Source organism: Enterobacter cloacae complex sp. 2022EL-00788 (assembly GCF_026627565.1).
Lineage (GTDB): Bacteria > Pseudomonadota > Gammaproteobacteria > Enterobacterales > Enterobacteriaceae > Enterobacter > Enterobacter pasteurii.
Genome location: NZ_JAPNMC010000003.1, coordinates 268,609 through 295,604, shown reverse-complemented (window position 1 = coordinate 295,604; position 26,996 = coordinate 268,609). Strand labels below are relative to the sequence as shown.

Sequence of the window (26,996 nt, the reverse complement as noted above, 5' to 3'; positions counted from 1 at the left end):
TTAAAGTTTGGCAGCAAGAAGATCTTCAAGTTTGCGCTGGTCGACGGCGAACTGGCGGATGCCGTCCGCCAGTTTTTCCACGGCCATCGGGTCCTGATTGTGCTCCCAGCGGAATTCCGCTTCGGTCATGGCTTTCGGTTTCGGCAGTACGGTAGAGGTCGGCACCAGCTTGCGGATCACCGTCTCTTCGCTCTCCTGAAGCTTTTTCAGCAGATCCGGGGAGATGGTCAGGCGGTCGCAGCCCGCGAGCGCCAGGATCTGCTCGGTGCGGCGGAAGCTGGCCCCCATGACGATGGTCTCGTAGCGGTGCTGCTTGTAATAATCGTAAATATTACGTACCGACTTCACGCCCGGGTCTTCCTCCACCACGTACGGATCCATCGGCTGTTTCGCCTGATACCAGTCGTAAATACGCCCGACGAAGGGGGAGATCAGGAACACGCCCGCTTCGGCACAGGCGCGCGCCTGCGCAAAGGAGAACAGCAGCGTCAGGTTGCAGTGGATCCCCTCTTTTTCCAGCACTTCCGCCGCGCGGATGCCTTCCCAGGTGGAGGCGAGCTTAATCAGAATGCGCGATTTGTCGATCCCCTGCTCCTGGTAAAGCTCCACTATGCGGCGGGCTTTGTTAATGCTTTTTTCCCGATCGAACGACAGGCGGGCATCCACCTCGGTGGAGACGCGCCCCGGTATGCTTTTCAGAATTTCCGCACCGATGTTAACCGCCAGCTTGTCGCTCGCTTCGGCGACCTGCTGCTCCTGGGTCTTGCCGCGCTGTTTGCCGTAGGCAAGGGCGTCGTCAATCAGGTGGCTAAAGTGCGCCAGCCCGGCCGCCTTGAGCAGCAGAGAAGGGTTGGTGGTCGCGTCTTCCGGCTGGTAGTGACGAATCGACTCGATGTCGCCGCTGTCCGCAACCACGGTGGTAAATTGTTTGATGCCGTCTAGCTGGTTCATAATTACTCCTTGGAAATAAAAGAGTTAGTCGAGTGCGTTAGTTCACACTTCTGAGAAAATCATGATGGACTTAACAAAAAAGCATAGCAGACGGGGGAGGCATTGCTCCCTGAGACGGGTAACATGGTTGCTATAAGTTGATAACAATTTTTATTTTGCAATGGTGAGAGTTTGGCAGCCTTCAAAGTTTGTGGACCTGCCTGCGGCGATACTATGCGGCACACCAGGGTGTGCATAGGAACGTCAACATCACCCTTTTTGACCGAAACGTGAAAGGAATAACAAGATGGACGATCAGTTAAAACAAAGTGCTCTCGATTTTCACGAGTTTCCTGTTCCGGGTAAAATCCAGGTTTCCCCCACCAAGCCGCTGGCAACCCAGCGCGACCTGGCGCTGGCCTACTCGCCGGGCGTGGCGGCCCCGTGCCTTGAAATCGAAAAAGATCCGCTGGCGGCCTACAAATACACCGCGCGCGGCAACCTGGTTGCGGTGATTTCTAACGGCACGGCGGTGCTCGGGCTGGGGAACATCGGCGCGCTGGCCGGCAAGCCGGTAATGGAAGGCAAGGGCGTTCTGTTTAAGAAATTCGCCGGTATCGACGTGTTCGATATCGAGGTGGACGAACTGGATCCTGATAAATTCATCAACGTGGTGGCGGCGCTGGAGCCGACCTTCGGCGGCATCAACCTGGAAGACATCAAAGCGCCGGAATGTTTCTATATCGAGCAGAAGCTGCGCGAGCGTATGAACATTCCCGTGTTCCATGACGACCAGCACGGCACGGCGATTATCAGCACCGCCGCCATTCTGAACGGCCTGCGCGTGGTGGAGAAAAATCTTTCCGACGTGCGCATGGTGGTGTCCGGCGCGGGGGCAGCGGCGATTGCCTGTATGAACCTGCTGGTGGCGCTGGGAATGCAGAAGCACAACATCGTGGTCTGCGACTCCAAGGGCGTTATCTACAAAGACCGCGAGCCGAACATGGCGGAAACCAAAGCGGCCTACGCGGTGGAAGATGACGGCAAGCGCACGCTCGAGGATGTGATTGACGGTGCGGATATCTTCCTTGGCTGCTCTGGTCCGAAGGTGCTGACCCAGGAGATGGTGCAGAAGATGGCGCGCGCCCCGCTGATTCTGGCGCTGGCGAACCCCGAGCCGGAAATTTTGCCGCCGCTGGCGAAAGCGGTGCGTGAGGACGCTATCATCTGTACCGGCCGTTCTGACTACCCGAACCAGGTCAACAACGTGCTCTGCTTCCCGTTCATCTTCCGCGGCGCGCTGGACGTCGGCGCAACGGCGATCAACGAGGAGATGAAGCTCGCCGCCGTTCACGCCATCGCGGAGCTGGCGCACGCCGAGCAGAGCGAAGTGGTGGCCTCCGCCTACGGCGATCAGGATCTGAGCTTCGGCCCGGACTACATCATTCCAAAACCGTTTGACCCGCGTCTGATCGTGAAGATCGCGCCTGCGGTGGCTAAAGCGGCGATGGATTCCGGCGTGGCGACGCGCCCGATTGAAGACTTCGATGCCTATGTCGATAAGCTCACCGAGTTTGTCTACAAAACCAACCTGTTTATGAAGCCGATCTTCTCCCAGGCGCGTGCCGACGCGAAGCGCGTGGTGCTGGCGGAAGGGGAGGAGGCGCGCGTTCTGCACGCGACGCAGGAGCTGATTACCCTGGGACTGGCGAAACCGATCCTGATCGGTCGCCCGAGCGTGATCGAGATGCGCATTCAGAAGCTGGGCCTGCAAATTAAGCCGGGCGTGGATTTTGAGATCGTTAATAACGAGTCCGATCCGCGCTTCAAGGAGTACTGGAACGAATACTATGCGATCATGAAGCGTCGCGGCATCACCCAGGAGCAGGCGCAGCGTGCGGTGATCAGCAACACCACGGTGATCGGCGCGATTATGGTTCATCGCGGTGAGGCGGATGCGCTGATCTGCGGCACCATCGGTGAGTACCACGAACACTTCAGCGTGGTGCAGGAGATCTTCGGCTACCGCGAGGGCGTCCATACGGCCGGGGCGATGAACGCGCTGCTGCTGCCGAGCGGTAACACCTTTATCGCCGATACCTACGTCAACGACGATCCTACCCCGGACGAGCTGGCGGAAATCACCGTGATGGCGGCAGAAACCGTGCGTCGCTTCGGGATTGAGCCGAAAGTGGCACTGCTGTCGCACTCTAACTTTGGGTCATCTAAGTCCGCGGCGGCATGCAAAATGCGCCAGACGCTGGAGCTGGTGCGCGAGCGCGCGCCGGAGCTGATGATCGACGGCGAGATGCACGGCGACGCCGCGCTGGTGGAGAGTATTCGTAATGAACGCATGCCTGACAGCCCGCTGAAAGGCTCGGCGAACGTGCTGATTATGCCGAACGTGGAGGCGGCGCGTATCAGCTATAATCTGCTGCGCGTCTCAAGCTCTGAAGGGGTGACCGTTGGACCTGTGCTGATGGGGGTATCGAAGCCCGTCCATGTGTTAACGCCGATCGCATCCGTGCGCCGCATCGTGAACATGGTGGCGCTGGCGGTGGTTGAGGCGCAGACGCAGCCGCTGTAATTTATTGACCTCGCCCCTCACCCTAACCCTCTCCCCATAGGGGAGAGGGGACTGCTCTGAGCCGTCTTTTCACCCTCGCCCCTTTGGGGAGAGGGCCGGGGTGAGGGGTAAAGGTTAAACCCAGTCCCGAACCTTAATAAACTCACTCAGGGCAGCCTCCGGGCTGCCTTCTTTTGGCTCGTAGCAGTACTCCCAGCGCACCAGCGGCGGCATCGACATCAGGATCGACTCCGTGCGCCCGCCGGTCTGCAGGCCAAACAGCGTCCCGCGATCCCACACCAGGTTGAACTCCACGTAGCGCCCGCGACGGTAAAGCTGGAACTCGCGTTCGCGCACGCCGTAGTCGGTGTTTCTGCGCCGTTCAACAATGGGCAAATAAGCGTCGGTATAGCCCTCGCCCACCGCGCGCATAAAGCTGAACGCGGTATCAAAATCAGGCGTGTTCAGATCGTCAAAGAACAGTCCGCCGATGCCGCGCTGCTCGTCGCGGTGCTTCAGATAGAAGTAGTCATCGCACCACTTTTTGTATTTCGGGTAAACGTCTTCGCCAAACGGCAGGCAGAGGTCGCGCGCGGTGGTGTGCCAGTGCACGGCATCCTCTTCAAAGCCGTAGTAGGGGGTCATATCAAAGCCGCCGCCAAACCACCAGACCGGATCGGCCCCCGGTTTTTCCGCAATGAAAAAACGCACGTTGGCGTGGCTGGTCGGCACAAACGGGTTATGCGGATGCACCACCAGCGAGACGCCCATGGCCTCGAAGCTGCGGCCCGCCAGTTCAGGACGGTGCGCCGTGGCGGAGGCTGGCATGGCGTCCCCGTGAACGTGGGAAAAATTCACCCCCGCCTGCTCAAAAACACCGCCGTTGCGCAGCACGCGGCTGCGCCCGCCGCCGCCGGCTTCGCGCTGCCAGGTGTCCTCCTGAAACTCACCGCCGTCTGCGGCGGCCAGTTTTCGGCAAATCTCGTCCTGTAGCTGCATCAGGAAGGTTTTGACCAGCTGTGCATTCGGTTTCATCAACGTTTCCTGGAGTGCGCTTTTTGGTTATCGAACCAGTTGAAATAACTGATTACCCCTGAGGCGATGGCGTTAGCGATTTTCTGACGAAACGCCTTAGTGCCGAGCAGGCGTTCTTCTTCCGGGTTGGTTATGAACGAGGTTTCAACCAGCACGGACGGAATTGAGGGTGACTTCAGCACCACAAACGCGGCCTGCTCGGTGCTTTTACTGTGCAGGCGGTGCACCGGCTTAATCCGTTTGAGGATATGTGAGCCAAGCGTCAGGCTGTTTTTGATGGTGTCGGTCTGAACGAGGTCAAACAGTACCTGCTGCAGCAGATGATCTTTGTCGGTCGCTTTTTTCCCGGCGACCTCATCCGCGCGGTTTTCGCGATCGGAGAGGTACTTCGCCATGGCGCTACTGGCGCCACGGTTGGAAAGGGCGAACACCGAGGCGCCCGCGGCGGACGGGTTGGTGAAACCATCCGCGTGAATGGACATAAACAGATCGGCACCGTGCTTATGGGCAATCTCCACGCGATCGTACAGCGGGATAAACGTGTCGCCAGTGCGCGTCAGGCGGGCGTCAATGCCGTTGCTGCGTAAAATTGCGCGCACATTTTTTGCAATTGCCAGCACGACGTGTTTTTCTTTCGAACCGTTTCTGCCAATGGCGCCGGTGTCGATCCCGCCGTGGCCCGGATCGAGCATGACCAGACGCTTTGCGCCGGCTTTTTTGGCTTTAGGTTTGCTGTGTCCGTTGCTGGTTTTAAGCGTGCTCTCCTCTTTTGCCTGAGCCTGCTTAGCGATGCCGGTTAACGTTAAGGCCGCCAGCCCCGCTTTGAGAACCTGACGACGCGATGTGAGTGCTTTTAATGGTTTGAATGTGCTCATGCGGCCTGAATACTAAAAAATGAGGTCCTGGTGTTATATCGTATCGTGTTTCCCGTTACGACAGTCCTTATTGAGAATTGTTTTACTTTTCATTTCAATACGTGACAAAGTGACATTATGCCAAATTCAGGCGAGTTTTTCCCCGGTTATTGGCTAAATGCCCTGTTCACGCCATAATCACTGTTTTTAAACCCGAAAAGGCGGTTAATACCATGGAGATACGCGTTTTTCGCCAGGAAGATTTCGAAGAGGTGATCACCCTTTGGGAGCGCTGCGATCTGCTGCGTCCGTGGAACGATCCGGAAATGGATATCGAACGCAAGCTGAATCATGACGTCAGCCTGTTTCTGGTCGCCGAAGTGAATGGCGAAGTGGTGGGAACGGTGATGGGCGGTTATGACGGCCATCGCGGGTCGGCCTATTATCTCGGCGTGCACCCGGAATATCGCGCGCGCGGCATTGCTAACGCGCTGCTCAACCGTCTGGAGAAGAAGCTGATTGCCCGCGGTTGCCCGAAAATTCAGATTATGGTTCGGGAAGATAACGACGTGGTGCTGGGCATGTATGAACGCCTGGGCTACGAGCATGCTGACGTGCTGACGCTGGGTAAACGCCTGATCGAAGATGAAGAGTACTGAGTTCCACCCCGACGACTATGATGCTCAGGGTCGTCTGCGTCTGCCTTTTCTGTTCTGGTGCGTGTTGCTGTTGCAGGCCAGAACCTGGTTTTTGTTCGTGATGGCTGGCGCGTCGCGCGGGCAGGGCGATACGTTACTGAATCTTTTTTATCCCGATCGCCAGGCCTTCTGGCTGGGGTTGCTGCCCGGCGTCCCGGCGGTGCTGACGTTTCTGTGCAGCGGTCGGCGCCAGAAAATCCCGCGCTTCTGGCGCGCGCTTCGCTGGCTGCTGATCCTGGCGCAGGTTGCGCTCCTGTTCTGGCAGCCCGTGCTGTGGCTGTACGGCGAGCCGCTCTCCGGTATCGGGATTGCGCTGGTGGTGGCGGATATCGTTGCGCTGCTGTGGCTGCTCACGCACCCCCGCCTGCGCGCCGGTTTTACGCAACAGCCAGATTAGCACGGCACTTTTTGCCGATGTCGTACTCCAACAAGCGTTGATTTACTACGTAAGGACGTCTCAATGAAATCGCTGCGTTTACTTTTATGCGCTCTCCCGCTGGCGTTAACCGGCTGTTCCACGCTCTCATCCATCAACTGGTCTGCGGCCTATCCGTGGAACTGGTTCGGCTCCTCGACGGAAGTGACCGAGCAGGGCGTAGGCAAAATTACCGCCTCAACGGCGCTGGATCAGGATGCCATTCAGGATGCCATCGGCAGCGATTATCGCCTGCGCAGCGGCATGAAAACCGAGAACGGCAACATCGTGCGCTATTTCGAAGCGTTGAAGGGCGACAGGGTGGCGCTGGTCATCAACGGCGACAAAGGCACGGTAAACCGCATTACGGTCATGGATGAAGATATTCCAGCCTCGGGCGGCGTGAAGGTGGGAACGCCGTTTAGCGATCTCTATCAGAAAGCCTTTGGCAACTGCGCCAGCGCGCCGTCAGAAGACAGCGTGGCGGTCGAGTGTAAAGCCGAAGGCAGCCAGCACATCAGCTATCTGTTCACCGGCACCTGGAACGGCCCTGAAGGGTTAATGCCGTCTGACGACACCCTGAAAAACTGGAAAGTGAGCAAGATTATCTGGAAGCAGTAATTTGCGCCTGAGCAAGCCGCCTCGCTGAAATCCGGGTATAATAGCCGCCATCAATGCCACGCTGACGTGGCATCTTTATTTCAGGAGGAGCGATGTCTCAGGTTCAGAGCGGCATTTTGCCAGAACATTGCCGCGCGGCGATTTGGATTGAAGCCAATGTTAAAGGGGATGTGGATGCCCTGCGTGCGGCCAGTAAAGTTTTCGTGGATAAGCTGGCAACCTTCCAGGCCAAATTCCCGGATGCCCATCTGGGCGCGGTGGTTGCCTTTGGCCACAACGTCTGGCGCCAGCTGAGCGGCGGGCAAGGTGCAGAAGAGCTGAAAGACTTCGTTCCTTATGGCAAAGGCCTAGCCCCTGCCACCCAGTACGACGTGCTTATCCATATTCTCTCCCTGCGTCACGACGTGAATTTCTCGGTAGCGCAGGCGGCGGTTGAGGCGTTCGGCGACAGCATCGACGTGCAGGAAGAAGTGCACGGATTCCGCTGGGTGGAAGAGCGCGATCTGAGCGGCTTCGTTGACGGCACCGAAAACCCGGCCGGGGAAGAGGTTCGTCGCGACGTGGCGGTCATTAAGGATGGCGTGGACGCGGGCGGCAGCTACGTGTTCGTCCAGCGCTGGGAGCACAACCTCAGGCAGCTTAACCGCATGAGCGTGCATGACCAGGAGATGATGATTGGCCGCACCAAAGACGCCAACGAAGAGATCGACGGCGATGCCCGTCCGGTGACGTCCCACCTGACCCGCGTTGACCTTAAGGAAGACGGCAAAGGGCTGAAGATTGTCCGCCAGAGCCTGCCGTACGGCACCGCGAGCGGCACGCACGGCCTGTACTTCTGCGCCTACTGCGCGCGCCTCTACAACATTGAGCAGCAGCTGCTGAGCATGTTTGGCGACACCGACGGCAAGCGCGACGCTATGCTGCGCTTCACGAAGCCGGTAACCGGCGGCTACTACTTCGCGCCGTCCGTTGAGCGTCTGCTGGCGCTGTAATCACCTTTCGCCCTCTCCCTGTGGGAGAGGGCATCAGGCCGCACCCTTATTCCCTTTTCTGCTTCTAAATCACCAAACGGTATATAAAACCGTTACTCCTTTGGTCCTCGTTATAAATATTATGACTATAAGATAGTCATCACATTTATAAGGGTGCGCAATGGCCGTTACTGTACTGAAAAAAGGATCGCTGGCGCTGGCAGGTTTACTGCTGGTGGCGCAGGCGCAGGCAACCGAGTTGCTGAACAGTTCATATGATGTCTCGCGCGAGCTGTTTGCCGCCCTTAACCCCGCCTTTGAGCAGCAGTGGGCGAAAGAGAATAACGGCGACAGGCTGACCATCAAGCAGTCCCATGCCGGTTCATCCAAGCAGGCGCTGGCAATTTTGCAGGGGCTGAAGGCGGATGTGGTGACCTACAATCAGGTCACTGACGTACAGATCCTGCACGACAGGGGCAAGCTGATCCCGGCGGACTGGCAGAGCCGCCTGCCTAACAACAGCTCGCCGTTCTACTCCACCATGGGGTTCCTGGTGCGAAAGGGCAACCCTAAGAATATCCACGACTGGAACGACCTGGTGCGTTCTGACGTAAAACTGATTTTCCCGAACCCGAAAACCTCCGGTAACGCGCGCTATACCTATCTGGCGGCGTGGGGCGCGGCGGACAAAGCTGACGGTAACGATAAGGCGAAAACCGAACAGTTCATGACCCGGTTCCTGAAGAATGTCGAAGTGTTTGATACCGGCGGCCGCGGCGCGACCACCACCTTCGCCGAGCGCGGGCTGGGTGACGTGCTGATCAGCTTTGAATCTGAAGTGAACAATATCCGCAAGCAGTATGAAGCGCAGGGATTCGAGGTCGTGATCCCGAAAACCAACATTCTGGCCGAGTTCCCGGTGGCGTGGGTGGATAAAAACGTCAAGGCCAACGGCACCGAGAAAGCGGCAAAAGCCTACCTTAACTATCTGTACAGCCCGCAGGCTCAGACGGTGATTACCGACTATTACTACCGCGTGAACAATCCCGAAGTCATGAACAAGCTGAAAGACAAATTCCCGCAGACCGAGCTGTTCCGCGTGGAAGACCATTTCGGCGCCTGGCCTGAGGTGATGAAAACGCATTTTGCCAGCGGCGGTGAGTTAGACAAATTGCTGGCGGCGGGGCGTAAGTAATGTTTGCAGTCTCCTCCAGACGCGTGCTGCCGGGCTTTACCTTAAGCCTCGGGACCAGCCTGCTGTTCGTCTGTCTGATTTTGCTGTTGCCGCTCAGCGCGCTGGTGGTGCAGCTCTCTGAAATGAGCTGGTCCCAGTACTGGGAAGTGGTCACTAACCCGCAGGTGGTGGCCGCCTATAAGGTCACGCTGCTGTCCGCGTTTGTGGCCTCAATATTTAACGGCGTGTTTGGCCTGCTGATGGCGTGGATCTTAACCCGCTACCGCTTTCCGGGCCGCACGCTGCTCGACGCGCTGATGGATCTGCCTTTTGCGCTGCCGACGGCGGTGGCCGGTTTAACGCTGGCGTCGCTGTTTTCCGTGAACGGCTTTTACGGCGAATGGCTGGCAAAGTTCGATATCAAAGTTACGTACACCTGGCTCGGCATCGCGGTGGCGATGGCCTTTACCAGCATCCCGTTCGTGGTGCGTACCGTGCAGCCGGTGCTGGAAGAGCTGGGCCCCGAATATGAAGAGGCCGCAGAAACGCTGGGCGCCACGCGCTGGCAGAGTTTTCGCAAGGTGGTGCTGCCGGAACTTTCGCCGGCCCTGCTGGCGGGCGTGGCGCTCTCCTTTACCCGCAGCCTCGGTGAATTTGGCGCGGTTATTTTTATCGCCGGGAACATCGCGTGGAAAACCGAAGTCACCTCGCTGATGATTTTTGTGCGTTTGCAGGAGTTTGATTATCCGGCCGCGAGCGCGATCGCCTCGGTGATCCTTGCCGCGTCGCTGCTGCTGCTGTTCTCGATTAACACTCTGCAAAGTCGCTTTGGTCGACGTGTGGTAGGTCACTGATGGCGGAAGTTACGCAATTGAAGCGCTATGACGCGCCCCGCATCAACTGGGGCAAATGGTTTCTGATTGGTACCGGCGTGCTGGTTTCCGCCTTCATCCTCGTTGTGCCAATGGTATACATCTTCGTTCAGGCCTTCAGCAAGGGGATCATGCCCGCGCTGCAAAACCTGGCCGATCCCGACATGCTGCACGCCATCTGGCTGACGGTGATGATTGCCCTCATCACCGTTCCGGTGAATCTGGTGTTTGGCGTATTGCTCGCCTGGCTGGTGACGCGCTTTAACTTCCCGGGGCGTCAGCTGCTGCTGACCCTGCTGGATATCCCGTTTGCGGTTTCGCCGGTGGTGGCGGGCCTGGTTTATCTGCTCTTCTACGGCTCCAACGGCCCGCTGGGCGGGTGGCTTGATGAGCACGACCTGCAGATCATGTTCGCCTGGCCGGGCATGGTGCTGGTGACGGTCTTTGTGACCTGCCCGTTCGTGGTGCGCGAGCTGGTGCCGGTGATGCTAAGCCAGGGCAGCAACGAGGATGAAGCGGCCGTTCTGTTAGGCGCTTCCGGCTGGCAGATGTTCCGCCGCGTGACGCTGCCGAATATCCGCTGGGCGCTGCTTTACGGCGTGGTGCTGACCAACGCCCGCGCGATTGGCGAATTTGGTGCGGTGTCGGTGGTATCCGGCTCGATTCGCGGTGAAACGCTGTCGCTGCCGTTACAGATTGAACTACTGGAACAGGACTACAACTCCGTCGGTTCCTTTACTGCCGCAGCGTTGCTGACGCTGATGGCGATTTTGACCCTGTTTTTGAAGAGTGTGGTGCAGTGGCGTTTAGAGAATCAGGAAAAACGTCAGCATCAGGAGGGAAATCATGAGCATTGAGATTGCCAATATTAAGAAGTCTTTTGGTCGCACCCAGGTGCTGAACGATATCTCGCTGGATATCCCTTCCGGACAAATGGTGGCGCTGCTGGGGCCGTCGGGATCCGGTAAAACCACGCTGCTGCGTATTATCGCCGGTCTTGAGCACCAGAGCAGCGGGCATATCCGCTTCCACGGCACCGACGTGAGCCGTCTGCATGCCCGCGACCGCAAGGTGGGCTTTGTGTTCCAGCATTACGCCCTGTTCCGCCACATGACGGTTTTCGATAACATCGCCTTTGGCCTGACCGTGCTCCCGCGTCGCGAGCGTCCGAATGCCGCAGCCATCAAAGCGAAAGTGACCAAACTGCTGGAGATGGTGCAGCTTGCTCATCTGGCCGATCGCTTCCCGGCGCAGCTTTCCGGCGGGCAGAAACAGCGCGTGGCGCTGGCGCGCGCGTTAGCCGTTGAGCCGCAAATCCTGCTGCTGGATGAACCGTTCGGCGCGCTGGATGCGCAGGTGCGCAAAGAGCTGCGCCGCTGGCTGCGCCAGCTGCACGAGGAGCTCCAGTTCACCAGCGTCTTCGTGACCCACGATCAGGAGGAGGCGATGGAAGTGGCCGACCGCGTGGTGGTGATGAGTCAGGGCAACATCGAGCAGGTTGACGAGCCGGAACAGCTCTGGCGTGAACCGGCGACCCGCTTTGTGCTGGAGTTTATGGGCGAAGTAAACCGCCTGAAGGGCACCATCCGCGGCGGCCAGTTCCACGTCGGCGCGCATCGCTGGCCGCTGGGCTACACCTCCGCGCATCAGGGGCCGGTCGATCTGTTCCTGCGCCCGTGGGAAGTGGACGTCAGCCGCCGCACCAGCCTGGATTCCCCGCTGCCGGTGCAGGTGCTGGAGGCTAGCCCTAAAGGCCACTACACCCAGCTGGTGGTACAGCCCCTGGGCTGGTACACCGAGCCGCTGACCGTTGTTATGCGCGACGACGAGCCGCCGCATCGCGGTGAACGCCTGTTTGTGGGGCTGCAGCATGCCCGTATTTATCACGGCAGCGAGCGCATCGAGACGCGCGAGGATATTGCTCTGGCGGAGTCAGCCTGATAGGTTAGTAGGATGTTTATCGCCCGGTGGCATCGCGCCTGCCGGGCGTACAGTTATCACTGCGTCTTGTAGGCCGGGATCGCTACGCGTCACCCGGCTTTTTTATTGAGTAAAAATCGTGAATACACTCGAACACACCATCGGCAACACTCCTCTGGTCAAGCTTCAGCGCATGGGGCCGGACAACGGCAGCGAAATCTGGGTCAAACTCGAAGGCAATAATCCCGCAGGCTCGGTAAAAGACCGCGCGGCGCTGTCGATGATTGTCCAGGCCGAAAAGCGCGGCGAGATAAAGCCCGGCGACGTGTTAATTGAAGCCACCAGCGGTAACACCGGGATCGCGCTGGCGATGATTGCCGCCCTGAAAGGCTACCGCATGAAGCTGCTGATGCCTGACAACATGAGCCAGGAGCGCCGTGCGGCCATGCGCGCCTACGGGGCCGAGCTGATTCTGGTGACCAAAGAGCAGGGGATGGAAGGGGCGCGCGACCTGGCGCTGGCGATGGCCGAGCGCGGGGAAGGCAAGCTGCTCGACCAGTTCAATAACCCGGACAACCCGTACGCGCACTACACCACTACCGGCCCGGAAATCTGGCAGCAAACCGACGGGCGCATTACCCACTTTGTCTCCAGCATGGGCACCACGGGCACCATCACCGGCGTGTCGCGTTTTCTGCGCGAGCAGGCAAGCCCGGTGACGATTGTCGGCCTGCAGCCGGAGGAGGGGAGCAGCATTCCAGGAATTCGCCGCTGGCCTGAGGAGTATATGCCGGGCATCTTTAACGCGCAGCTGGTTGACCAGGTGCTGGATATTCACCAGCGCGAGGCGGAGAATACCATGCGTGAGCTGGCCGTGCGTGAAGGTATCTTCTGCGGCGTCAGCTCTGGCGGTGCCGTAGCGGGCGCGATCCGGGTGGCAGAGTCCACGCCGGGGGCGGTTGTCGTGGCGATTATTTGCGATCGCGGCGATCGTTACCTGTCTACCGGCGTCTTTGGTGAAGAGAGTTATTCGCAGGGGGCGGGGATTTAAGCGTCATGGAGATGATTTTATTCCGGGATAAAACCCGGGCGCAGCAAACCGATATTGTCGCCGTACAGTCCCAGGTGGTGTACGGCAGCGTGGGTAACAGCATTGCGGTACCGAATATTCGTACCCACCGGCTTAACGTGACCGCCGTGCCGACGGTGCTGTTCAGCAATACGCCGCACTATGACACCTTCTACGGTGGCGTGATCCCGGATGAGTGGTTCAGCGGCTACCTTAAGGCGCTGGAAGAGCGCGAAATCCTGCGCGAGCTTAAGGCGGTGACCACCGGCTATATGGGCAGCGCCAGCCAGATCGTTCTGCTGGCTCAGTGGCTGAAGGCGATCAAAGTGCTGCATCCTGAACTGCTGGTGCTGGTCGATCCGGTGATCGGCGATATCGACAGCGGCATGTACGTGAAACCCGATATTCCTGAGGCCTATCGGGAGCATCTGCTGCCGCTGGCGCAGGGCATTACGCCCAACGTGTTTGAGCTGGAAGCGTTAAGCGGAAAGCCGTGCCGCACGCCGGAGAGCGCCATTGCCGCCGCGCAGGGGCTGCTGTCTGATACGCTGAAGTGGGTGGCGATCACCAGCGCGCCCGTGGCCGACGATCCGCAGAATATTCACGTCGTGCTGGTGAGCAAAGCGGGCGTTACCGTAAGCGCGCACCCGCGCGTCGAGACGGATCTCAAGGGAACCGGCGATCTGTTCTGTTCAGAACTGGTGAGCGGTATCGTGGGGGGAAAAACCGTTGCTGACGCCATCCGCATGGCAGGCGATCGGGTGACTGACGTCATGATTTACACGCAGTCGAAAGGCTATAACGAGCTGATCCTGCCCGCATAAACAAAAATGGCGCCCGAAGGCGCCATTTTTCTGTGCGGTAAGAATTACTTCTTGATGCGGATAACCGGGGTTTCACCCACGGTGACGCTGCCGGACAGTTTGATCAGCTCTTTGATTTCGTCCATGTTGGAAATAACAACCGGAGTCAGGGTAGACTTCGCTTTTTCTTCCAGCAGAGGCAGATCGAATTCAATCACCGGGTCGCCAACCTTAACACGCTGGCCTTCTTCCGCGATACGTTTGAAGCCTTCGCCTTTCAGTTCAACGGTGTCGATACCGAAGTGAACGAACAGTTCGATACCGCTATCGGACTCAATAGAGAACGCATGGTTGGTTTCAAAAATCTTACCAATGGTGCCGTCAACTGGAGCAACCATTTTGTTGCCAGTTGGTTTGATAGCAATGCCATCACCAACGATTTTCTCAGCAAACACTACATCCGGCACGTCTTCGATGTTGACGATCTCGCCGGAGAGCGGAGCAACAATCTCAATAGTTCCGGAGTCGCTATTGCTTTTGTCACCGAACAGTTTACTAAATAAACCCATTAGACTTATCTCCTAAGCAGTAATTTGGGCCGCATCTCGTGGATTAGCAGATTGTTTTTTCTTCAATGAACTTGTTAACCAGCGTCATTAACTCGTCCGTTGTCGGTTGAGCAAGAGCCTGCTCTGCTAATACCTTCGCATCTTCGAAGTTCGTGTTACGGATAATCTTCTTGATGCGCGGGATGGAAATGGCGCTCATAGAGAATTCGTCCAGACCCATACCCAGCAACAGAAGTGTAGCACGTTCGTCGCCTGCAAGCTCACCACACATGCCAGTCCATTTACCTTCTGCATGAGAAGCATCAATAACTTGCTTGATCAAATTCAGTACAGACGGTGACATTGGCTGGTAGAGATGTGAAATCATATCATTACCACGGTCAACTGCCAGGGTGTACTGCGTTAAATCATTGGTACCGATACTAAAGAAATCAACTTCTTTGGCTAAATGACGCGCAATGGTCGCGGCTGCCGGTGTTTCCACCATCACGCCGATCTCGATTGACTCGTCAAACGCTTTACCTTCGTCACGCAGTTCCTGCTTGTAGATTTCGATCTCTTTTTTCAGTGCGCGCACTTCTTCAACAGAGATGATCATCGGGAACATGATGCGCAGCTTACCGAAAGCGGAGGCACGCAGGATAGCGCGAACCTGGTCACGCAGGATCTCTTTGCGATCCATAGCGATACGCACGGCACGCCAGCCCAGGAACGGGTTCTCTTCTTTCGGGAAATTCATGTACGGCAGCTCTTTGTCGCCGCCGATGTCCATGGTACGGACGATAACTGCCTGAGAGCCGCAGGCTTCAGCAACAGCTTTGTACGCCGCAAACTGCTCTTCTTCAGTTGGCAGGGCGTCGCGGTCCATGAACAGGAATTCAGTACGATACAGACCTACGCCTTCCGCACCGTTGCGCTCAGCGCCATCAACGTCGCGTACGGTACCGATGTTGGCACAAACTTCAACCTGATGGCCGTCCAGCGTGATGGCTGGCAGGTCTTTCAGTTTAGCAAGTTCTGCTTTCTCGGTAGCAACCTGCTCCTGAACGGCGCGCAGTTGCTCGATCACATCGTTAGTTGGGTTGACGTAAACCACGTTGTTTACGGCATCCAGAATCAGATAGTCGTCGTTTTTAACCTGAGAGGTAACGCTACCGGTACCCACGATGGCTGGCAGCTCCAGAGAACGCGCCATGATTGAGGTGTGGGAGGTACGTCCACCTGCGTCAGTAATGAAACCCAGCACCTTGTTCAGGTTCAGCTGTGCGGTTTCAGACGGGGTCAGGTCAGCGGCAACCAGGATCACTTCGTCCTGAATCGCGCTCAGATCGATGATGGCCAGACCCAGGATGTTGCGCAGCAGGCGCTTACCGATGTCACGTACGTCAGCCGCACGCTCTTTCAGGTATTCATCGTCCAGCTCTTCCAGGGCAGATGCCTGACCTTCGATAACTTCATGCGCAGCCGCGTCGGCCGTCATGCCTTTATCTTTAATCAGGGCTATGATTTCCTGCTCCAGCTCCTCATCTTCGAGCAGCATAATGTGCCCTTCGAAGATGGCTTCTTTTTCTTCACCGAAAGTTTCGCCAGCTTTAGTTTTGATCGCTTCCAGTTGCGCAGATGCCTTGGCACGACCGCTCAGAAAACGTTCAACTTCCTGATCAACCTTGTCGGCAGAAATTTTTTTCCGGTCAATGACGATTTCGTCTTCTTTCAGCAGCAGTGCTTTGCCGAAAGCGATACCCGGGGATGCTAAAATGCCTGAAATCATAACCCTACCTTACTTGTGACTGATATTGAAAAGAACCCGGTAAACTTACTCGAGCTCAGCCATCAGCTTAACCAGATGCTCAACTGCTTTCTGCTCATCTTCACCTTCTGCGGAGATGGTCACAACGGTACCCTGAGTCAGACCCAGAGTTTGCAGTTTGAACAGGCTTTTCGCGCTAGCGCTTTTGCCGTTAGAAGTCACAGTGATTTCAGAAGTGAAGCCTTTCGCTTCTTTAACAAACTGAGCAGCAGGGCGGGTGTGCAGACCGTTCGGAGCGGTAATGGTAACTTCTTGCTGGAACATTGTATTTCCCCAACTTATAGGTTTAGTGTTGTGGAACTAAAGTCTAGCCTGGCGACTTAACTTTAGCCTGTATAGTTAGCGCTGACGTTTCAATCGTCATTAAACATTATGCAGTGAAAGCAAGACTTGAACCAAATCATAAAATCGATTCAGCAGCGCTATTTCGTTCACTGATTAATTTCGCGCATCAAAATAATTGCTGGTTTAAATACCAGACCCAACGGGGTGAAGCAATGCCAGGAGGGGTAAAAGTTTGAAGCAGGCCACAAAAAAGCACCTGAAAAGGTGCTTTTTTACGCGTTTTTAACATACTGGCATCACTGTTGCAGCTCTTTCTCTGTGAAGAGATCGGCAAACAGTGCGGTGCTCAAGTAACGCTCACCCGAAGACGGTAGGATAACCACAATATTCTTGTTGGTAAAGGTTTCATCTTCCAGCAGCTTAAGGGCTGCCGCAACTGCCGCACCGGAAGAGATGCCTGCCAGAATACCCTCTTCGTCCATCAGGCGACGCGCCGTGGAGATAGCTTCTTCATTGGTAATGGCCACGACTTTATCAATCAGCTTAAGATCCAGGTTGCCTGGAATAAAGCCCGCGCCGATACCCTGAATTTTGTGCGGGCCAGGTTTGATCTCTTCACCCGCCAGCGCCTGCGCTATAACAGGAGAATCGGTTGGCTCAACGGCAACGGTAATCAGATCTTTTTTACCCTTCGTGCCTTTAATATAGCGAGACACGCCGGTCAGCGTGCCGCCGGTGCCGACGCCGGAGATAAACACATCGACCTGGCCGTCGGTATCTTCCCAGATTTCCGGGCCCGTGGTTTTCTCGTGGATCTCCGGGTTAGCCGGGTTGCTGAACTGCTGAAGCAGCAGATATTTTGCCGGATCGCTGGCGACGATCTCTTCCGCTTTCTGAATCGCGCCCTTCATGCCCTTCGCGCCTTCGGTCAGGACCAGATTTGCTCCCAGCGCCTTCAGCAGCTTACGGCGTTCAATGCTCATGGTTTCAGGCATGGTCAGCGTCAGCTTATAGCCGCGCGCCGCCGCAACATAGGCCAGCGCGATCCCGGTATTGCCGCTGGTTGGTTCAACCAGCTCAACGCCCGGCTTCAGCACGCCACGTTTTTCAGCATCCCAAATCATATTCGCACCGATACGGCACTTAACGCTGAAGCTCGGGTTACGTGATTCGACCTTCGCCAGAATGCGTCCATTACCGATACGGTTCAGTCGAACCAGGGGCGTATGACCGATAGTCAGCGAGTTGTCTTCATAAATCTTACTCATGGCCTGTCCTTAACTGTATGAAATTGGGATACCGACCCAGCATACCTGTTGAACAGGTATGGGGAAGTAAGGAAATCGCATATCTATATGCTGCAAGGAAATAATGGGGATCAGTATGGAATAAGGGATAGCATAAGCTACCCCTTGTTTACACATTTTTGCATTATTTCCATAACGCGTGCTTTGCACGATAGCAGTCAACCCACATCGCCGTCGCACCGCATACCGCAACCGGCATGATGAACAAGTTGAGGAAAGGAATCATGGTGAACAGGCTGGTGAGCGCGCCGAACTGCATATTGGTGACCTTCCGGCTGCGCAGAGCCGTGCGCATTTCCTTAAACGGCACCTTATGGTTATCGAACGGGTAGTCACAGTACTGGATGGCAAGCATCCAGGCGCTGAACAGGAACCACAGCACGGGCGCGACCGTCTGGCCGATGCCGGGCACAAAATAAAGGATAAGCAGCACGACCGCGCGCGGCAGGTACCAGGCAAACTTTTGCCATTCGCGCTTCATAATGCGGGGGATGTCTTTCATGATCCCCAGTACGCCCGTGTCGGGTGGCGTTGCACCGGTAAGGCGCGCTTCCAGCTGTTCGGCCAGCAGGCCGTTGAACGGCGCGGCTATCCAGTTCGCAATCGTCGAGAAGAAATAGCCGAAGACCAGCAGCACGGAGATAACCGCAATTGGCCAGAGCAGGTAGTTAAGCCACTGTAACCAGTCCGGCACATAGCTCATAAGGGACGGGATCCAGCTTTCCAGCCTGGTGAACAGCCACCAGAAGGCGCCGCCCATCAGAATAATGTTGATCAGCAACGGCAAGATCACGAAGCGCCGAATGCCCGGCAGGGAGACCAGTTTCCAGCCCTGAGAAAAATACCAGACCCCGCTGCGTGGGGCAGAAGAAGATGTTGAAACCATACCAGGCTGTACTCCTTTTTACACAACCAGTGGAATTGCCCGCCTATATTATCCAGTTACGGGACAATGACCAGTTCGGAAATGTTCGAAAAACCAGCAAAAAGCACGATTTAGTTCATCTTTATGCTGTGAATGCTCTGCACACACTTGCACTTGACGTAAACGGCAAATACTCTTAGTGAGTAAATGTTTGCCGTGGTGGCAAGGTGTTAGAACAACAGAGAATATAATGATGCAGGATTTGCGTCTGATATTAATCATTGTTGGCGCGATCGCCATAATCGCTTTACTGGTACATGGTTTCTGGACCAGCCGTAAAGAGCGTTCCTCAATGTTTCGCGATCGTCCACTGAAGCGCATGAAGTCCAGTCGTGATGACGATGACGTGGAAGACGACATCGACGGGCTGGACGATGACGGCGTGGGTGAAGTTCGTGTGCATCGGGTCAATAGTGCGCCCGGCGCGGCTCATGGGGAGCATGAAGCCCCCCGCGCTCCGCAGCACCAGTATCAACCGCCGTATGCCTCTGCCCAGCCGCGCCAGCCAGCGCCGCAGCCGGTGGAAGAGCCTGTGCGTCAGGCGCCTCCGCAGCCTGTGCAGCAGCAGCCCGTGGCGCCACAGCCGGTACAGCCACAACCCGTGCCACAACCTGCGCCGCCAGTTCAGCAGCCGCAGCCGGTGCAGCCGCCGCAGCCTGAACCCGTGCAGCCTGCGCCACAGCCCGCACCTGCTCCGCGCGTAGAGCCTGAGCCGGTCGCAGAGCCAGAACCGGTTGTTGAAAAACCGCAGCGTAAAGAAGCGGTGATCGTCATGAACGTGGCCGCCCATCATGGCACCCATCTGAACGGCGATGTGCTGCTTAACAGCATTCAACAGGCGGGCTTCAAATTTGGCGATATGAATATTTTCCATCGTCATTTGAGTCCTGACGGCAGCGGTCCGGCACTGTTTAGCCTGGCCAATATGGTGAATCCAGGAACGTTTGACCCGGAAATGACCGGTGATTTCGTCACGCCGGGCGTAACCATCTTTATGCAGGTGCCGTCTTACGGTGACGAACTGCAAAACTTTAAGCTGATGCTCCAGTCCGCTCAGCACATTGCCGACGAAGTGGGCGGTGTGGTGCTCGACGACCAGCGTCGAATGATGACGCCGCAGAAGCTGCGCGAATATCAGGACCGCATCCGCGAAGTTAAGGAAGCTAACGCGTAATCGTCGCGTTTACTTCAACTCCTCCTCAACCCCCGCCTGTCGGGGGTTTTTCTCATTGATGGTGCGATATGGACTCAATCGAACAACAACTTACTGAACTGCGAACCACGCTTCGCCATCATGAATATCTCTATCATGTTATGGACGCCCCGGAAGTGCCGGATGCGGAATATGACCGCCTGATGCGCGAGCTGCGCGAGCTGGAAGCCCGCCATCCGGAGCTGATTACGCCCGACTCCCCGACGCAGCGCGTCGGCGCGGAACCGCTTGGCGCATTCAGCCAGGTGCGCCACGAGGTGCCGATGCTGTCGCTGGATAACGTGTTTGATGAAGAGAGTTTTCTGGCTTTCAACAAGCGCGTGCAGGATCGCCTGAAGAGTGTCGACAACCTGAGCTGGTGCTGCGAGCTGAAGCTGGACGGTCTGGCCGTCAGTATTCTTTATGAAAACGGCGTAATGGTGCGTGCCGCGACGCGCGGCGATGGCACCACCGGGGAAGATATCACCACCAACGTGCGCACCATCCGTGCAATCCCGCTGAAGCTGCGCGGCGATAACATTCCCGCGCGGCTGGAAGTACGCGGGGAGGTGTTCCTTCCGCAGGCGGGCTTCGAGAAGATCAACGAAGAAGCGCGCCGCACCGGCGGAAAAGTATTTGCGAACCCGCGTAACGCGGCGGCAGGCTCTCTGCGTCAGCTCGATCCGCGCATCACCGCGAAGCGACCGCTTACTTTCTTCTGCTACGGCGTCGGGATCCTGGAAGGCGGAGAACTGCCTGATACCCACCTGGGACGTTTACTCCAGTTCAAAGAGTGGGGCTTGCCGGTAAGCAACCGCGTGCAGCTTTGCGACTCCCCGGAGGCGGTGCTGGCGTTCTATCACAAGGTAGAAGAAGATCGTCCTGCTCTCGGGTTTGATATTGACGGCGTGGTGATCAAGGTTAACTCCCTGGCATTGCAGGAGCAACTGGGCTACGTGGCTCGCGCGCCTCGCTGGGCGGTGGCCTTTAAATTCCCGGCCCAGGAGCAGATGACCGTCGTTCGCGACGTGGAGTTCCAGGTTGGCCGTACGGGAGCGATTACGCCGGTAGCGCGGCTGGAGCCGGTGCAGGTGGCTGGCGTGCTGGTCAGTAACGCCACGCTGCACAACGCCGATGAAATCGCGCGTCTGGGCCTGCGCATTGGCGACAAAGTGGTTATTCGCCGCGCGGGGGATGTGATACCGCAGGTGGTTAACGTTGTGGAGTCAGAGCGTCCCGCCGATACCCGCGCCATTGAGTTTCCGGCCCACTGCCCGGTATGCGGTTCGGACGTAGAGCGCGTGGAGGGTGAAGCGGTAACGCGCTGTACGGGCGGGTTAATCTGCGGGGCACAGCGTAAGGAGTCGCTCAAGCACTTTGTCTCCCGCCGGGCGATGGACGTCGACGGAATGGGTGACAAGATTATCGATCAGCTCGTTGAAAAAGAGTACGTCCATACGCCAGCAGACCTCTTTACGCTGACTGCAGGTAAGCTGACCGGCCTTGACCGGATGGGGCCGAAATCTGCCCAAAACGTGGTCAATGCGCTGGAAGCGGCAAAAAATACAACCTTTGCCCGTTTCCTTTACGCGCTCGGCATTCGTGAAGTGGGGGAGGCGACGGCGGCAGGTCTGGCGGCCTATTTCGGCACGCTGGACGCGCTGGAGAAAGCCAGCATTGAAGAGTTACAGAAAGTCCCGGATGTGGGCATTGTGGTCGCAACCCACGTCTTTAACTTCTTCGCCGAAGAGAGTAACCGCGAGGTGATCGGCAAATTGCTGGAGCAGGGCATTCACTGGCCCGCGCCGGTAGTGGTTAATGCAGAAGAGATCGACAGCCCGTTCGCGGGTAAAACGGTGGTCCTGACCGGTAGCCTGAGCCAGCTCTCGCGCGATGATGCGAAGGCGCGGCTGGTGGCGCTGGGGGCAAAAGTGGCGGGGAGCGTGTCGAAGAAAACGGATCTGGTGATTGCCGGAGAAGCGGCCGGCTCCAAGCTCGCCAAAGCGCAGGAGCTCGGCATTGACGTGATCGACGAAGCGGAAATGATGCGTCTGTTAGGAGAATAACGTGGAAAAAGAGCAGATCGTTGAGATCGCCAATACGGAGATGCCGTTCGGTAAATATAAGGGCCGCAGGCTCATTGATTTGCCGGAGGAGTATCTGCTGTGGTTTGCCCGTAAGGATGAATTTCCTGCCGGGCGTCTGGGCGAGCTGATGGCCGTCACGTTACTGATCAAAACCGAGGGGCTGACCCAGCTGGTTCAGCCCCTGAAGCGTCCTTAAGCCTTTGCGGCGCGGGTCTCTTCCTGCGCCAGTTTTTCCGTCTGCGCCTTGTAACGGCGCGCCAGTACCGCACAGACCATCAGCTGGATCTGGTGGAAAATCATCAGCGGCAGCACCATCATCCCAATGACCGAGGTCGGGAACAAAATATTGGCCATCGGGATCCCGTTGGCCAGGCTCTTTTTCGAGCCGCAAAACACGATGGTGATTTCATCGGCTTTACTGAAGCCGCATTTGCGGGCCACGAAGACGTTAACCGCGATGACGATCGCCAGCAGAACGATACTGACCACAACAATAAACAGCAGCGAACCGGCCCCCACCTTGTGCCAGATGCCGTTGACAACGGCTTCGCTAAAGGCGGTGTAAACCACGAGCAGAATCGAGCTCTGATCCGTCTTCGCGATCCATTTTTTGCGTTTAGCCACGAACGCGCCGATCCAGGGGCGGGAGAGGTGCCCAAGCACAAACGGCAGCAGCAGCTGCAGGCAAATTTTACCCACCTGCTCCAGGTTACCCTCCGCGCCGTGCATATTCATCAGCAGACCAACCAGCAGTGGGGAAACAAAGATCCCCAGCAGGCTGGAAGCGGAAGCGGAGCAGACCGCCGCCGCGACGTTGCCGCCCGCCAGTGAGGTAAAAGCGATGGCGGACTGTACGGTGGCCGGCAAAATACACAGATAGAGGAAACCGGTATAAAGCGCCGGATCGACGTTCACCGGTGCCCACCAGGCAAACAACACCCCCAGCACCGGGAAGAGGATAAAGGTGCTGCACATTACCCAGAGATGCAGCCGCCAGTGGCTGCCGCCTGCGATAATCGCTTCCCGGGAGAGCTTGGCGCCGTGCATAAAGAACAGTAGCGCGATGGCGGCCGTGGTCAGCCCTTCAATAACTGGAACGAAAGCGCCGCGCGCCGGGAAGAAGGAGGCCAGCAGGACGACGGCAATTAGGGTCAGCGTAAACGGATCAAGGATACGAAAAAGTTTCATAATCACTCCTGAAATCAGATATCGCTATTGTGCTTTCTTCCCTTTGAGAAATAAAATTGATTTATTGCATCCATTCATGAATTAATCAGATGAATTATTCACTACGTCAGCTTCGCGTTTTTGTTACCGTCGCGCAGGCCCGCAGCTTTAGCCGGGCAGGGGAGATGATCGGCCTCAGCCAGTCGGCGGTCAGCCATAGCGTTAAGGAGCTGGAAACCCAGACCGGCGTAAAGCTCCTTGACCGCACTACGCGGGAAGTGGTGCTCACCGAAGCAGGACAGCAGCTGGCCGCGCGTCTGGAGAGGCTGCTGGACGAACTGAACAGCACGCTGAGGGATGTGGGCCGGCTCGGGCAACAGCTTTCCGGCACCGTGAGAGTGGCGGCGAGCCAGACGATCTCCGCGCACCTTATCCCCCAGTGCATCGCTGAAGGCAACCTGCGCTACCCGGATATCGATTTTGTTTTGCACGACAGGCCGCAGCAGTGGGTGCTGGAGAGCATCCGCCAGGGCGAGGTGGATTTTGGCATCGTTATTGACCCCGGCCCGGTGAGCGATCTGGTTTCGGAGGTTGTCCTGTCTGAACCCTTCCTGCTGCTGTGTCGCGACGACGATCCGCTGGCATTGTTACCGCAGGTGGGCTGGCAGTCGCTTCAGGGGGCGAATCTGGTTTTGCAGGATTACGCGTCGGGAAGTCGCCCGCTGATTGACGCAGCCCTGGCGGCGCAAGGCGTTCAGGCTACCATCGTTCAGGAGATCGGCCACCCCGCAACGTTATTCCCCATGGTAGAAGCGGGAATCGGTATCAGCGTATTGCCGGCGCTGGCGCTGCCCCTGCCGCAGGGAAGCCGCCTGGTTGTTAAGCGTTTTACGCCGGCTATCGAGCGTCAGCTGATGCTGGTACGCCGTAAAAATCGCTCGCTCTCGGGAGCGGCGCAGGCTATCTGGGAAGTGGTGCGCATACAGTCTCAGAAATTAACCCAGGCCCGCACGCGCGACCCGCTGTTTAGCGCTTCTGATTGTCAGATATAGACATCAATCTGACCATCGTCGGAAGGGCGATTAACCCCTTCGGCTTTACCCAGCATTTGCTCCTGCTTTTTCTGCGCTTCTTCGGCCTGCTGGCGCTGCAATTGTGCCAGCTGCGCCTGTAGCATTTTGATTTGCGTCTGGATCAGCTCCTGCTGCTTTTTCTTTTCTTCTGCGCTGGCGGAGCTATCGGCAAGCTCTTTTAGCTGCTGAGTCAGCTTTGTGATCTGCTTCGTGATCCGCATGATTTGTGCGGAGATATCGTTGCCGCTCACATTTCCGCTGCTGCCGGTGCTTTGGCTCTGAACGGATGGCGTTGATGCATGAATGGTGGTCATCTTTATTCCTCTTGCCATAAATAAGAGGTATCGGCACGGCGGCGGGGAGCTTGAGAAAAACTGCAGAAGAAGGTGCTGTATCGCAGATAGTAAAAAAGCGCCTTTAGGGCGCTTTTTTACAATGGTGGGTCGTGCAGGATGACTCGCTTCGCTCGCCCTTCGGGCCGTCGTCGTAAACGACTCCGGTGCCTCACTGCGTTCGGCTCGAACCTGCAGCAGGTTCGAATCATCTATATTGCAGATAGCAAAAAAGCGCCTTTAGGGCGCTTTTTTACATTGGTGGGTCGTGCAGGATTCGAACCTGCGACCAATTGATTAAAAGTCAACTGCTCTACCAACTGAGCTAACGACCCGAAATGGTGGGCGATGACGGGCTCGAACCGCCGACCCCCTCCGTGTAAAGGAGATGCTCTACCAACTGAGCTAATCGCCCATTTCGGAACTGCTGCGATAAGGTGAGAATGGTGGGCGATGACGGGCTCGAACCGCCGACCCCCTCCGTGTAAAGGAGATGCTCTACCAACTGAGCTAATCGCCCAATCTCAATTCTTATCTACACTGCGAGCCTACCGAAGTAGATGGTGGGTGATGACGGGCTCGAACCGCCGACCCCCTCCGTGTAAAGGAGATGCTCTACCAACTGAGCTAATCACCCCCGCTGTGTGGAGTCGCATTATAGGGAGAGTTGAAAATGAGTCAACGCATTTTCTAAAGTTTTTATTCGTTCGTCGTAAAATTAGTCAAAACGATCGCAAAACCGACTGCGGTGCATGATTTCTAAACAAAAACAGCAATCTCGGGCCGGATAAAGTGATCGACATTGAGGAATCGGCCCACAGTGATAGAATATTGCCCATTGTTTTCTCCCCAGGATTTGCCGATTACCGGCATCTTTATAACGTAAGGCCATTTCATGAAAATCAAAACTCGCTTCGCGCCGAGCCCGACAGGCTATCTGCACGTCGGTGGTGCACGTACTGCTCTCTATTCCTGGCTTTTCGCACGTCACAACAAAGGTGAGTTTGTGCTGCGTATTGAAGACACCGATCTTGAGCGCTCAACGCCGGAAGCAATTGAAGCCATTATGGATGGGATGAACTGGCTGAATCTGCAGTGGGATGAAGGCCCTTACTTCCAGACCAAACGTTTTGACCGCTATAACGCCGTGATTGACGAGATGCTGGTCGCGGGTACCGCCTATAAGTGTTACTGCTCCAAAGAGCGTCTGGATGCGCTGCGCGAAGAGCAGATGGCAAACGGTGAAAAACCACGCTATGACGGCCGCTGCCGTCATGACCACAGCGAACATGCCGCTGACGAACCGTGCGTGGTGCGTTTTGCTAACCCGCAGGACGGCTCCGTTATTTTTGATGACCAGATCCGTGGCCCGATCGAATTCAGCAACCAGGAACTGGACGACCTGATTATCCGTCGTACCGATGGTTCTCCTACCTATAACTTCTGCGTGGTGGTGGACGACTGGGATATGGAGATCACCCATGTGATCCGTGGGGAAGACCATATCAATAACACGCCTCGTCAGATCAACATTCTCAAAGCGCTTAACGCGCCAGTGCCGGTGTATGCGCACGTATCAATGATCAACGGTGACGACGGTAAAAAACTGTCCAAGCGTCATGGTGCGGTGAGCGTGATGCAGTACCGTGATGACGGCTATCTGCCGGAAGCGCTGCTAAACTATCTGGTGCGTCTGGGCTGGGCTCACGGCGATCAGGAGATCTTCAGCCGCGAAGAGATGATCGAGCTGTTCTCTCTGAACTCGGTGAGCAAATCAGCCAGTGCGTTCAACACTGACAAGCTGCTGTGGCTGAACCACCACTACATCAATACCATGCAGCCAGAATATGTGGCGACGTACCTGCAGTGGCATATTGAGCAGGCAAATATCGATACCCGTACCGGCCCCGAGCTGGCGGATCTGGTGAAACTGCTCGGCGAGCGTTGTAAAACGCTGAAAGAGATTGCCCAGAGCTGCCGCTACTTCTATGAAGAGTTTGACGAGTTCGACGCCGACGCGGCGAAGAAGCATCTGCGTCCGGTTGCGCGCCAGCCGCTGGAAGTGGTGCGCGACAAACTGGAAGCCATTACCGAGTGGACTGCTGAAAATGTTCACCACGCGATTCAGGCTACCGCTGATGAGCTGGAAATCGGCATGGGTAAAGTTGGCATGCCGCTGCGCGTTGCGGTGACGGGGGCAGGCCAGTCTCCGGCGCTGGACGTGACCGTTCATGCGATCGGTAAATCACGCAGCATTGCGCGTATCAACAAGGCGCTGGGCTTTATTGCCGAGCGTGAAAGCCAGCAGTAATTCTGGCGTG

26 protein-coding genes, 4 tRNA genes and 1 other RNA gene are annotated in these 26,996 nt (G+C 56.7%); 16 read left to right on the top strand and 15 right to left on the bottom strand.

Features of this window, described 5'->3' with window-relative positions; translation table 11 throughout:
• Positions 1 to 951, bottom strand: coding sequence for a transaldolase (tal, locus tag OWK27_RS06205; RefSeq protein WP_193356706.1), 951 nt, complete (start codon positions 949 to 951; stop codon positions 1 to 3).
• 286 nt (positions 952 to 1,237) lie between these two features.
• On the opposite strand from tal, the gene maeB reads away from it, so the two are divergent.
• Positions 1,238 to 3,517 (top strand): NADP-dependent oxaloacetate-decarboxylating malate dehydrogenase, encoded by a 2,280-nt coding sequence (gene maeB, locus OWK27_RS06200; RefSeq protein WP_193356705.1) that lies wholly within the window; start codon positions 1,238 to 1,240, stop codon positions 3,515 to 3,517.
• A 114-nt stretch (positions 3,518 to 3,631) separates the two neighbouring features.
• Here maeB and hemF read toward each other — a convergent pair whose 3' ends face one another.
• Entirely contained in the window at positions 3,632 to 4,531 is a 900-nt protein-coding gene (gene hemF, locus OWK27_RS06195; protein ID WP_267590033.1) for an oxygen-dependent coproporphyrinogen oxidase, read from the bottom strand.
• Positions 4,531 to 5,406: an N-acetylmuramoyl-L-alanine amidase AmiA gene (gene amiA, locus OWK27_RS06190; RefSeq protein WP_176609798.1), complete on the bottom strand. Its 876-nt coding sequence runs from the start codon at positions 5,404 to 5,406 to the stop codon at positions 4,531 to 4,533. Before amiA ends, hemF begins: the two co-directional genes overlap by 1 nt.
• A gap of 212 nt (positions 5,407 to 5,618) precedes the next feature.
• Between amiA and OWK27_RS06185 the strand changes: the two genes are divergently transcribed.
• From OWK27_RS06185 to pdxK, 10 genes are all read left to right on the top strand, one after another.
• On the top strand, positions 5,619 to 6,044 hold the full coding sequence (locus tag OWK27_RS06185) for a GNAT family acetyltransferase (RefSeq protein WP_148420004.1): 426 nt from the start codon (positions 5,619 to 5,621) through the stop codon (positions 6,042 to 6,044).
• A complete protein-coding gene (locus OWK27_RS06180) occupies positions 6,031 to 6,480 on the top strand; it encodes a DUF2919 domain-containing protein (protein ID WP_267590032.1) in 450 nt (149 codons plus the stop codon). The genes OWK27_RS06185 and OWK27_RS06180 overlap by 14 nt, the downstream gene beginning before the upstream one ends.
• 63 nt (positions 6,481 to 6,543) lie before the next feature.
• On the top strand, positions 6,544 to 7,119 hold the full coding sequence (locus OWK27_RS06175; RefSeq protein WP_176609800.1) for an RpoE-regulated lipoprotein: 576 nt from the start codon (positions 6,544 to 6,546) through the stop codon (positions 7,117 to 7,119).
• 92 nt (positions 7,120 to 7,211) lie between these two features.
• The gene (locus OWK27_RS06170; protein WP_267590031.1) at positions 7,212 to 8,111 is read left to right on the top strand and encodes a Dyp-type peroxidase; all 900 of its coding nucleotides are present in this window, start codon (positions 7,212 to 7,214) and stop codon (positions 8,109 to 8,111) included.
• 160 nt (positions 8,112 to 8,271) lie between these two features.
• A complete protein-coding gene (locus OWK27_RS06165; RefSeq protein ID WP_267590030.1) occupies positions 8,272 to 9,285 on the top strand; it encodes a sulfate ABC transporter substrate-binding protein in 1,014 nt (337 codons plus the stop codon).
• A complete protein-coding gene (cysT, locus tag OWK27_RS06160) occupies positions 9,285 to 10,118 on the top strand; it encodes a sulfate/thiosulfate ABC transporter permease CysT (RefSeq protein WP_107533459.1) in 834 nt (277 codons plus the stop codon). The genes OWK27_RS06165 and cysT overlap by 1 nt, the downstream gene beginning before the upstream one ends.
• Positions 10,118 to 10,993: a sulfate/thiosulfate ABC transporter permease CysW gene (gene cysW / locus OWK27_RS06155; protein WP_148419999.1), complete on the top strand. Its 876-nt coding sequence runs from the start codon at positions 10,118 to 10,120 to the stop codon at positions 10,991 to 10,993. Before cysT ends, cysW begins: the two co-directional genes overlap by 1 nt.
• A complete protein-coding gene (gene cysA / locus OWK27_RS06150; protein WP_193356700.1) occupies positions 10,983 to 12,077 on the top strand; it encodes a sulfate/thiosulfate ABC transporter ATP-binding protein CysA in 1,095 nt (364 codons plus the stop codon). The genes cysW and cysA overlap by 11 nt, the downstream gene beginning before the upstream one ends.
• A gap of 118 nt (positions 12,078 to 12,195) precedes the next feature.
• Positions 12,196 to 13,107 (top strand): cysteine synthase CysM, encoded by a 912-nt coding sequence (cysM, locus tag OWK27_RS06145; protein ID WP_176609804.1) that lies wholly within the window; start codon positions 12,196 to 12,198, stop codon positions 13,105 to 13,107.
• Between the two features lie 5 nt (positions 13,108 to 13,112).
• On the top strand, positions 13,113 to 13,949 hold the full coding sequence (gene pdxK, locus OWK27_RS06140; protein ID WP_267590029.1) for a pyridoxine/pyridoxal/pyridoxamine kinase: 837 nt from the start codon (positions 13,113 to 13,115) through the stop codon (positions 13,947 to 13,949).
• 44 nt (positions 13,950 to 13,993) lie between these two features.
• Here pdxK and crr read toward each other — a convergent pair whose 3' ends face one another.
• The 5 genes from crr to cysZ all read right to left on the bottom strand — a co-directional run bounded on the left by crr (position 13,994) and on the right by cysZ (position 18,785).
• A complete protein-coding gene (gene crr, locus OWK27_RS06135) occupies positions 13,994 to 14,497 on the bottom strand; it encodes a PTS glucose transporter subunit IIA (protein ID WP_022648946.1) in 504 nt (167 codons plus the stop codon).
• Positions 14,498 to 14,540: 43 nt separating this feature from the next.
• Positions 14,541 to 16,268, bottom strand: coding sequence for a phosphoenolpyruvate-protein phosphotransferase PtsI (gene ptsI, locus OWK27_RS06130; RefSeq protein WP_023314613.1), 1,728 nt, complete (start codon positions 16,266 to 16,268; stop codon positions 14,541 to 14,543).
• A gap of 45 nt (positions 16,269 to 16,313) precedes the next feature.
• Positions 16,314 to 16,571, bottom strand: coding sequence for a phosphocarrier protein Hpr (gene ptsH, locus OWK27_RS06125; RefSeq protein ID WP_000487600.1), 258 nt, complete (start codon positions 16,569 to 16,571; stop codon positions 16,314 to 16,316).
• 317 nt (positions 16,572 to 16,888) lie between these two features.
• Positions 16,889 to 17,860, bottom strand: coding sequence for a cysteine synthase A (gene cysK, locus OWK27_RS06120; RefSeq protein ID WP_006811453.1), 972 nt, complete (start codon positions 17,858 to 17,860; stop codon positions 16,889 to 16,891).
• A 163-nt stretch (positions 17,861 to 18,023) separates the two neighbouring features.
• On the bottom strand, positions 18,024 to 18,785 hold the full coding sequence (cysZ, locus tag OWK27_RS06115) for a sulfate transporter CysZ (protein WP_267590028.1): 762 nt from the start codon (positions 18,783 to 18,785) through the stop codon (positions 18,024 to 18,026).
• Positions 18,786 to 19,014: 229 nt separating this feature from the next.
• Between cysZ and zipA the strand changes: the two genes are divergently transcribed.
• The 3 genes from zipA to OWK27_RS06100 all read left to right on the top strand — a co-directional run bounded on the left by zipA (position 19,015) and on the right by OWK27_RS06100 (position 22,299).
• Positions 19,015 to 19,998 carry a cell division protein ZipA gene (zipA, locus tag OWK27_RS06110; protein WP_148419994.1) on the top strand — a complete coding sequence of 328 codons (984 nt, stop codon included), beginning with the start codon at positions 19,015 to 19,017 and terminating at the stop codon, positions 19,996 to 19,998.
• A 68-nt stretch (positions 19,999 to 20,066) separates the two neighbouring features.
• On the top strand, positions 20,067 to 22,082 hold the full coding sequence (gene ligA, locus OWK27_RS06105; protein ID WP_242171839.1) for an NAD-dependent DNA ligase LigA: 2,016 nt from the start codon (positions 20,067 to 20,069) through the stop codon (positions 22,080 to 22,082).
• Position 22,083: 1 nt separating this feature from the next.
• The gene (locus OWK27_RS06100; RefSeq protein WP_267590027.1) at positions 22,084 to 22,299 is read left to right on the top strand and encodes a DUF3820 family protein; all 216 of its coding nucleotides are present in this window, start codon (positions 22,084 to 22,086) and stop codon (positions 22,297 to 22,299) included.
• Here OWK27_RS06100 and OWK27_RS06095 read toward each other — a convergent pair.
• A complete protein-coding gene (locus OWK27_RS06095; protein WP_252004509.1) occupies positions 22,296 to 23,291 on the bottom strand; it encodes a bile acid:sodium symporter family protein in 996 nt (331 codons plus the stop codon). The two genes, OWK27_RS06100 and OWK27_RS06095, sit on opposite strands and share 4 nt — an antisense overlap.
• Positions 23,292 to 23,380: 89 nt before the next feature.
• Here OWK27_RS06095 and OWK27_RS06090 point away from each other — a divergent pair, with 89 nt between their 5' ends.
• Positions 23,381 to 24,322: a LysR family transcriptional regulator gene (locus OWK27_RS06090; protein ID WP_252004508.1), complete on the top strand. Its 942-nt coding sequence runs from the start codon at positions 23,381 to 23,383 to the stop codon at positions 24,320 to 24,322.
• On the opposite strand, the gene OWK27_RS06085 is transcribed toward OWK27_RS06090, so the two are convergent.
• From OWK27_RS06085 to OWK27_RS06060, 6 genes are all read right to left on the bottom strand, one after another.
• Positions 24,313 to 24,657: a FlxA-like family protein gene (locus tag OWK27_RS06085; RefSeq protein ID WP_267590026.1), complete on the bottom strand. Its 345-nt coding sequence runs from the start codon at positions 24,655 to 24,657 to the stop codon at positions 24,313 to 24,315. The genes OWK27_RS06090 and OWK27_RS06085 overlap by 10 nt on opposite strands.
• A 122-nt stretch (positions 24,658 to 24,779) precedes the next feature.
• A non-coding RNA gene (locus tag OWK27_RS06080) (RtT sRNA) lies at positions 24,780 to 24,907 on the bottom strand.
• 27 nt (positions 24,908 to 24,934) lie between these two features.
• A tRNA-Lys gene (locus OWK27_RS06075) sits at positions 24,935 to 25,010 on the bottom strand.
• Positions 25,011 to 25,014: 4 nt separating this feature from the next.
• Positions 25,015 to 25,090 (bottom strand) — tRNA-Val (locus tag OWK27_RS06070).
• A 29-nt stretch (positions 25,091 to 25,119) separates the two neighbouring features.
• Positions 25,120 to 25,195 (bottom strand) — tRNA-Val (locus OWK27_RS06065).
• A 41-nt stretch (positions 25,196 to 25,236) separates the two neighbouring features.
• A tRNA-Val gene (locus OWK27_RS06060) sits at positions 25,237 to 25,312 on the bottom strand.
• A gap of 258 nt (positions 25,313 to 25,570) precedes the next feature.
• Between OWK27_RS06060 and gltX the strand changes: the two genes are divergently transcribed.
• The gene (gene gltX / locus OWK27_RS06055) at positions 25,571 to 26,986 is read left to right on the top strand and encodes a glutamate--tRNA ligase (protein ID WP_242171847.1); all 1,416 of its coding nucleotides are present in this window, start codon (positions 25,571 to 25,573) and stop codon (positions 26,984 to 26,986) included.
• The last annotated feature ends 10 nt before the right edge of the window (positions 26,987 to 26,996 follow it).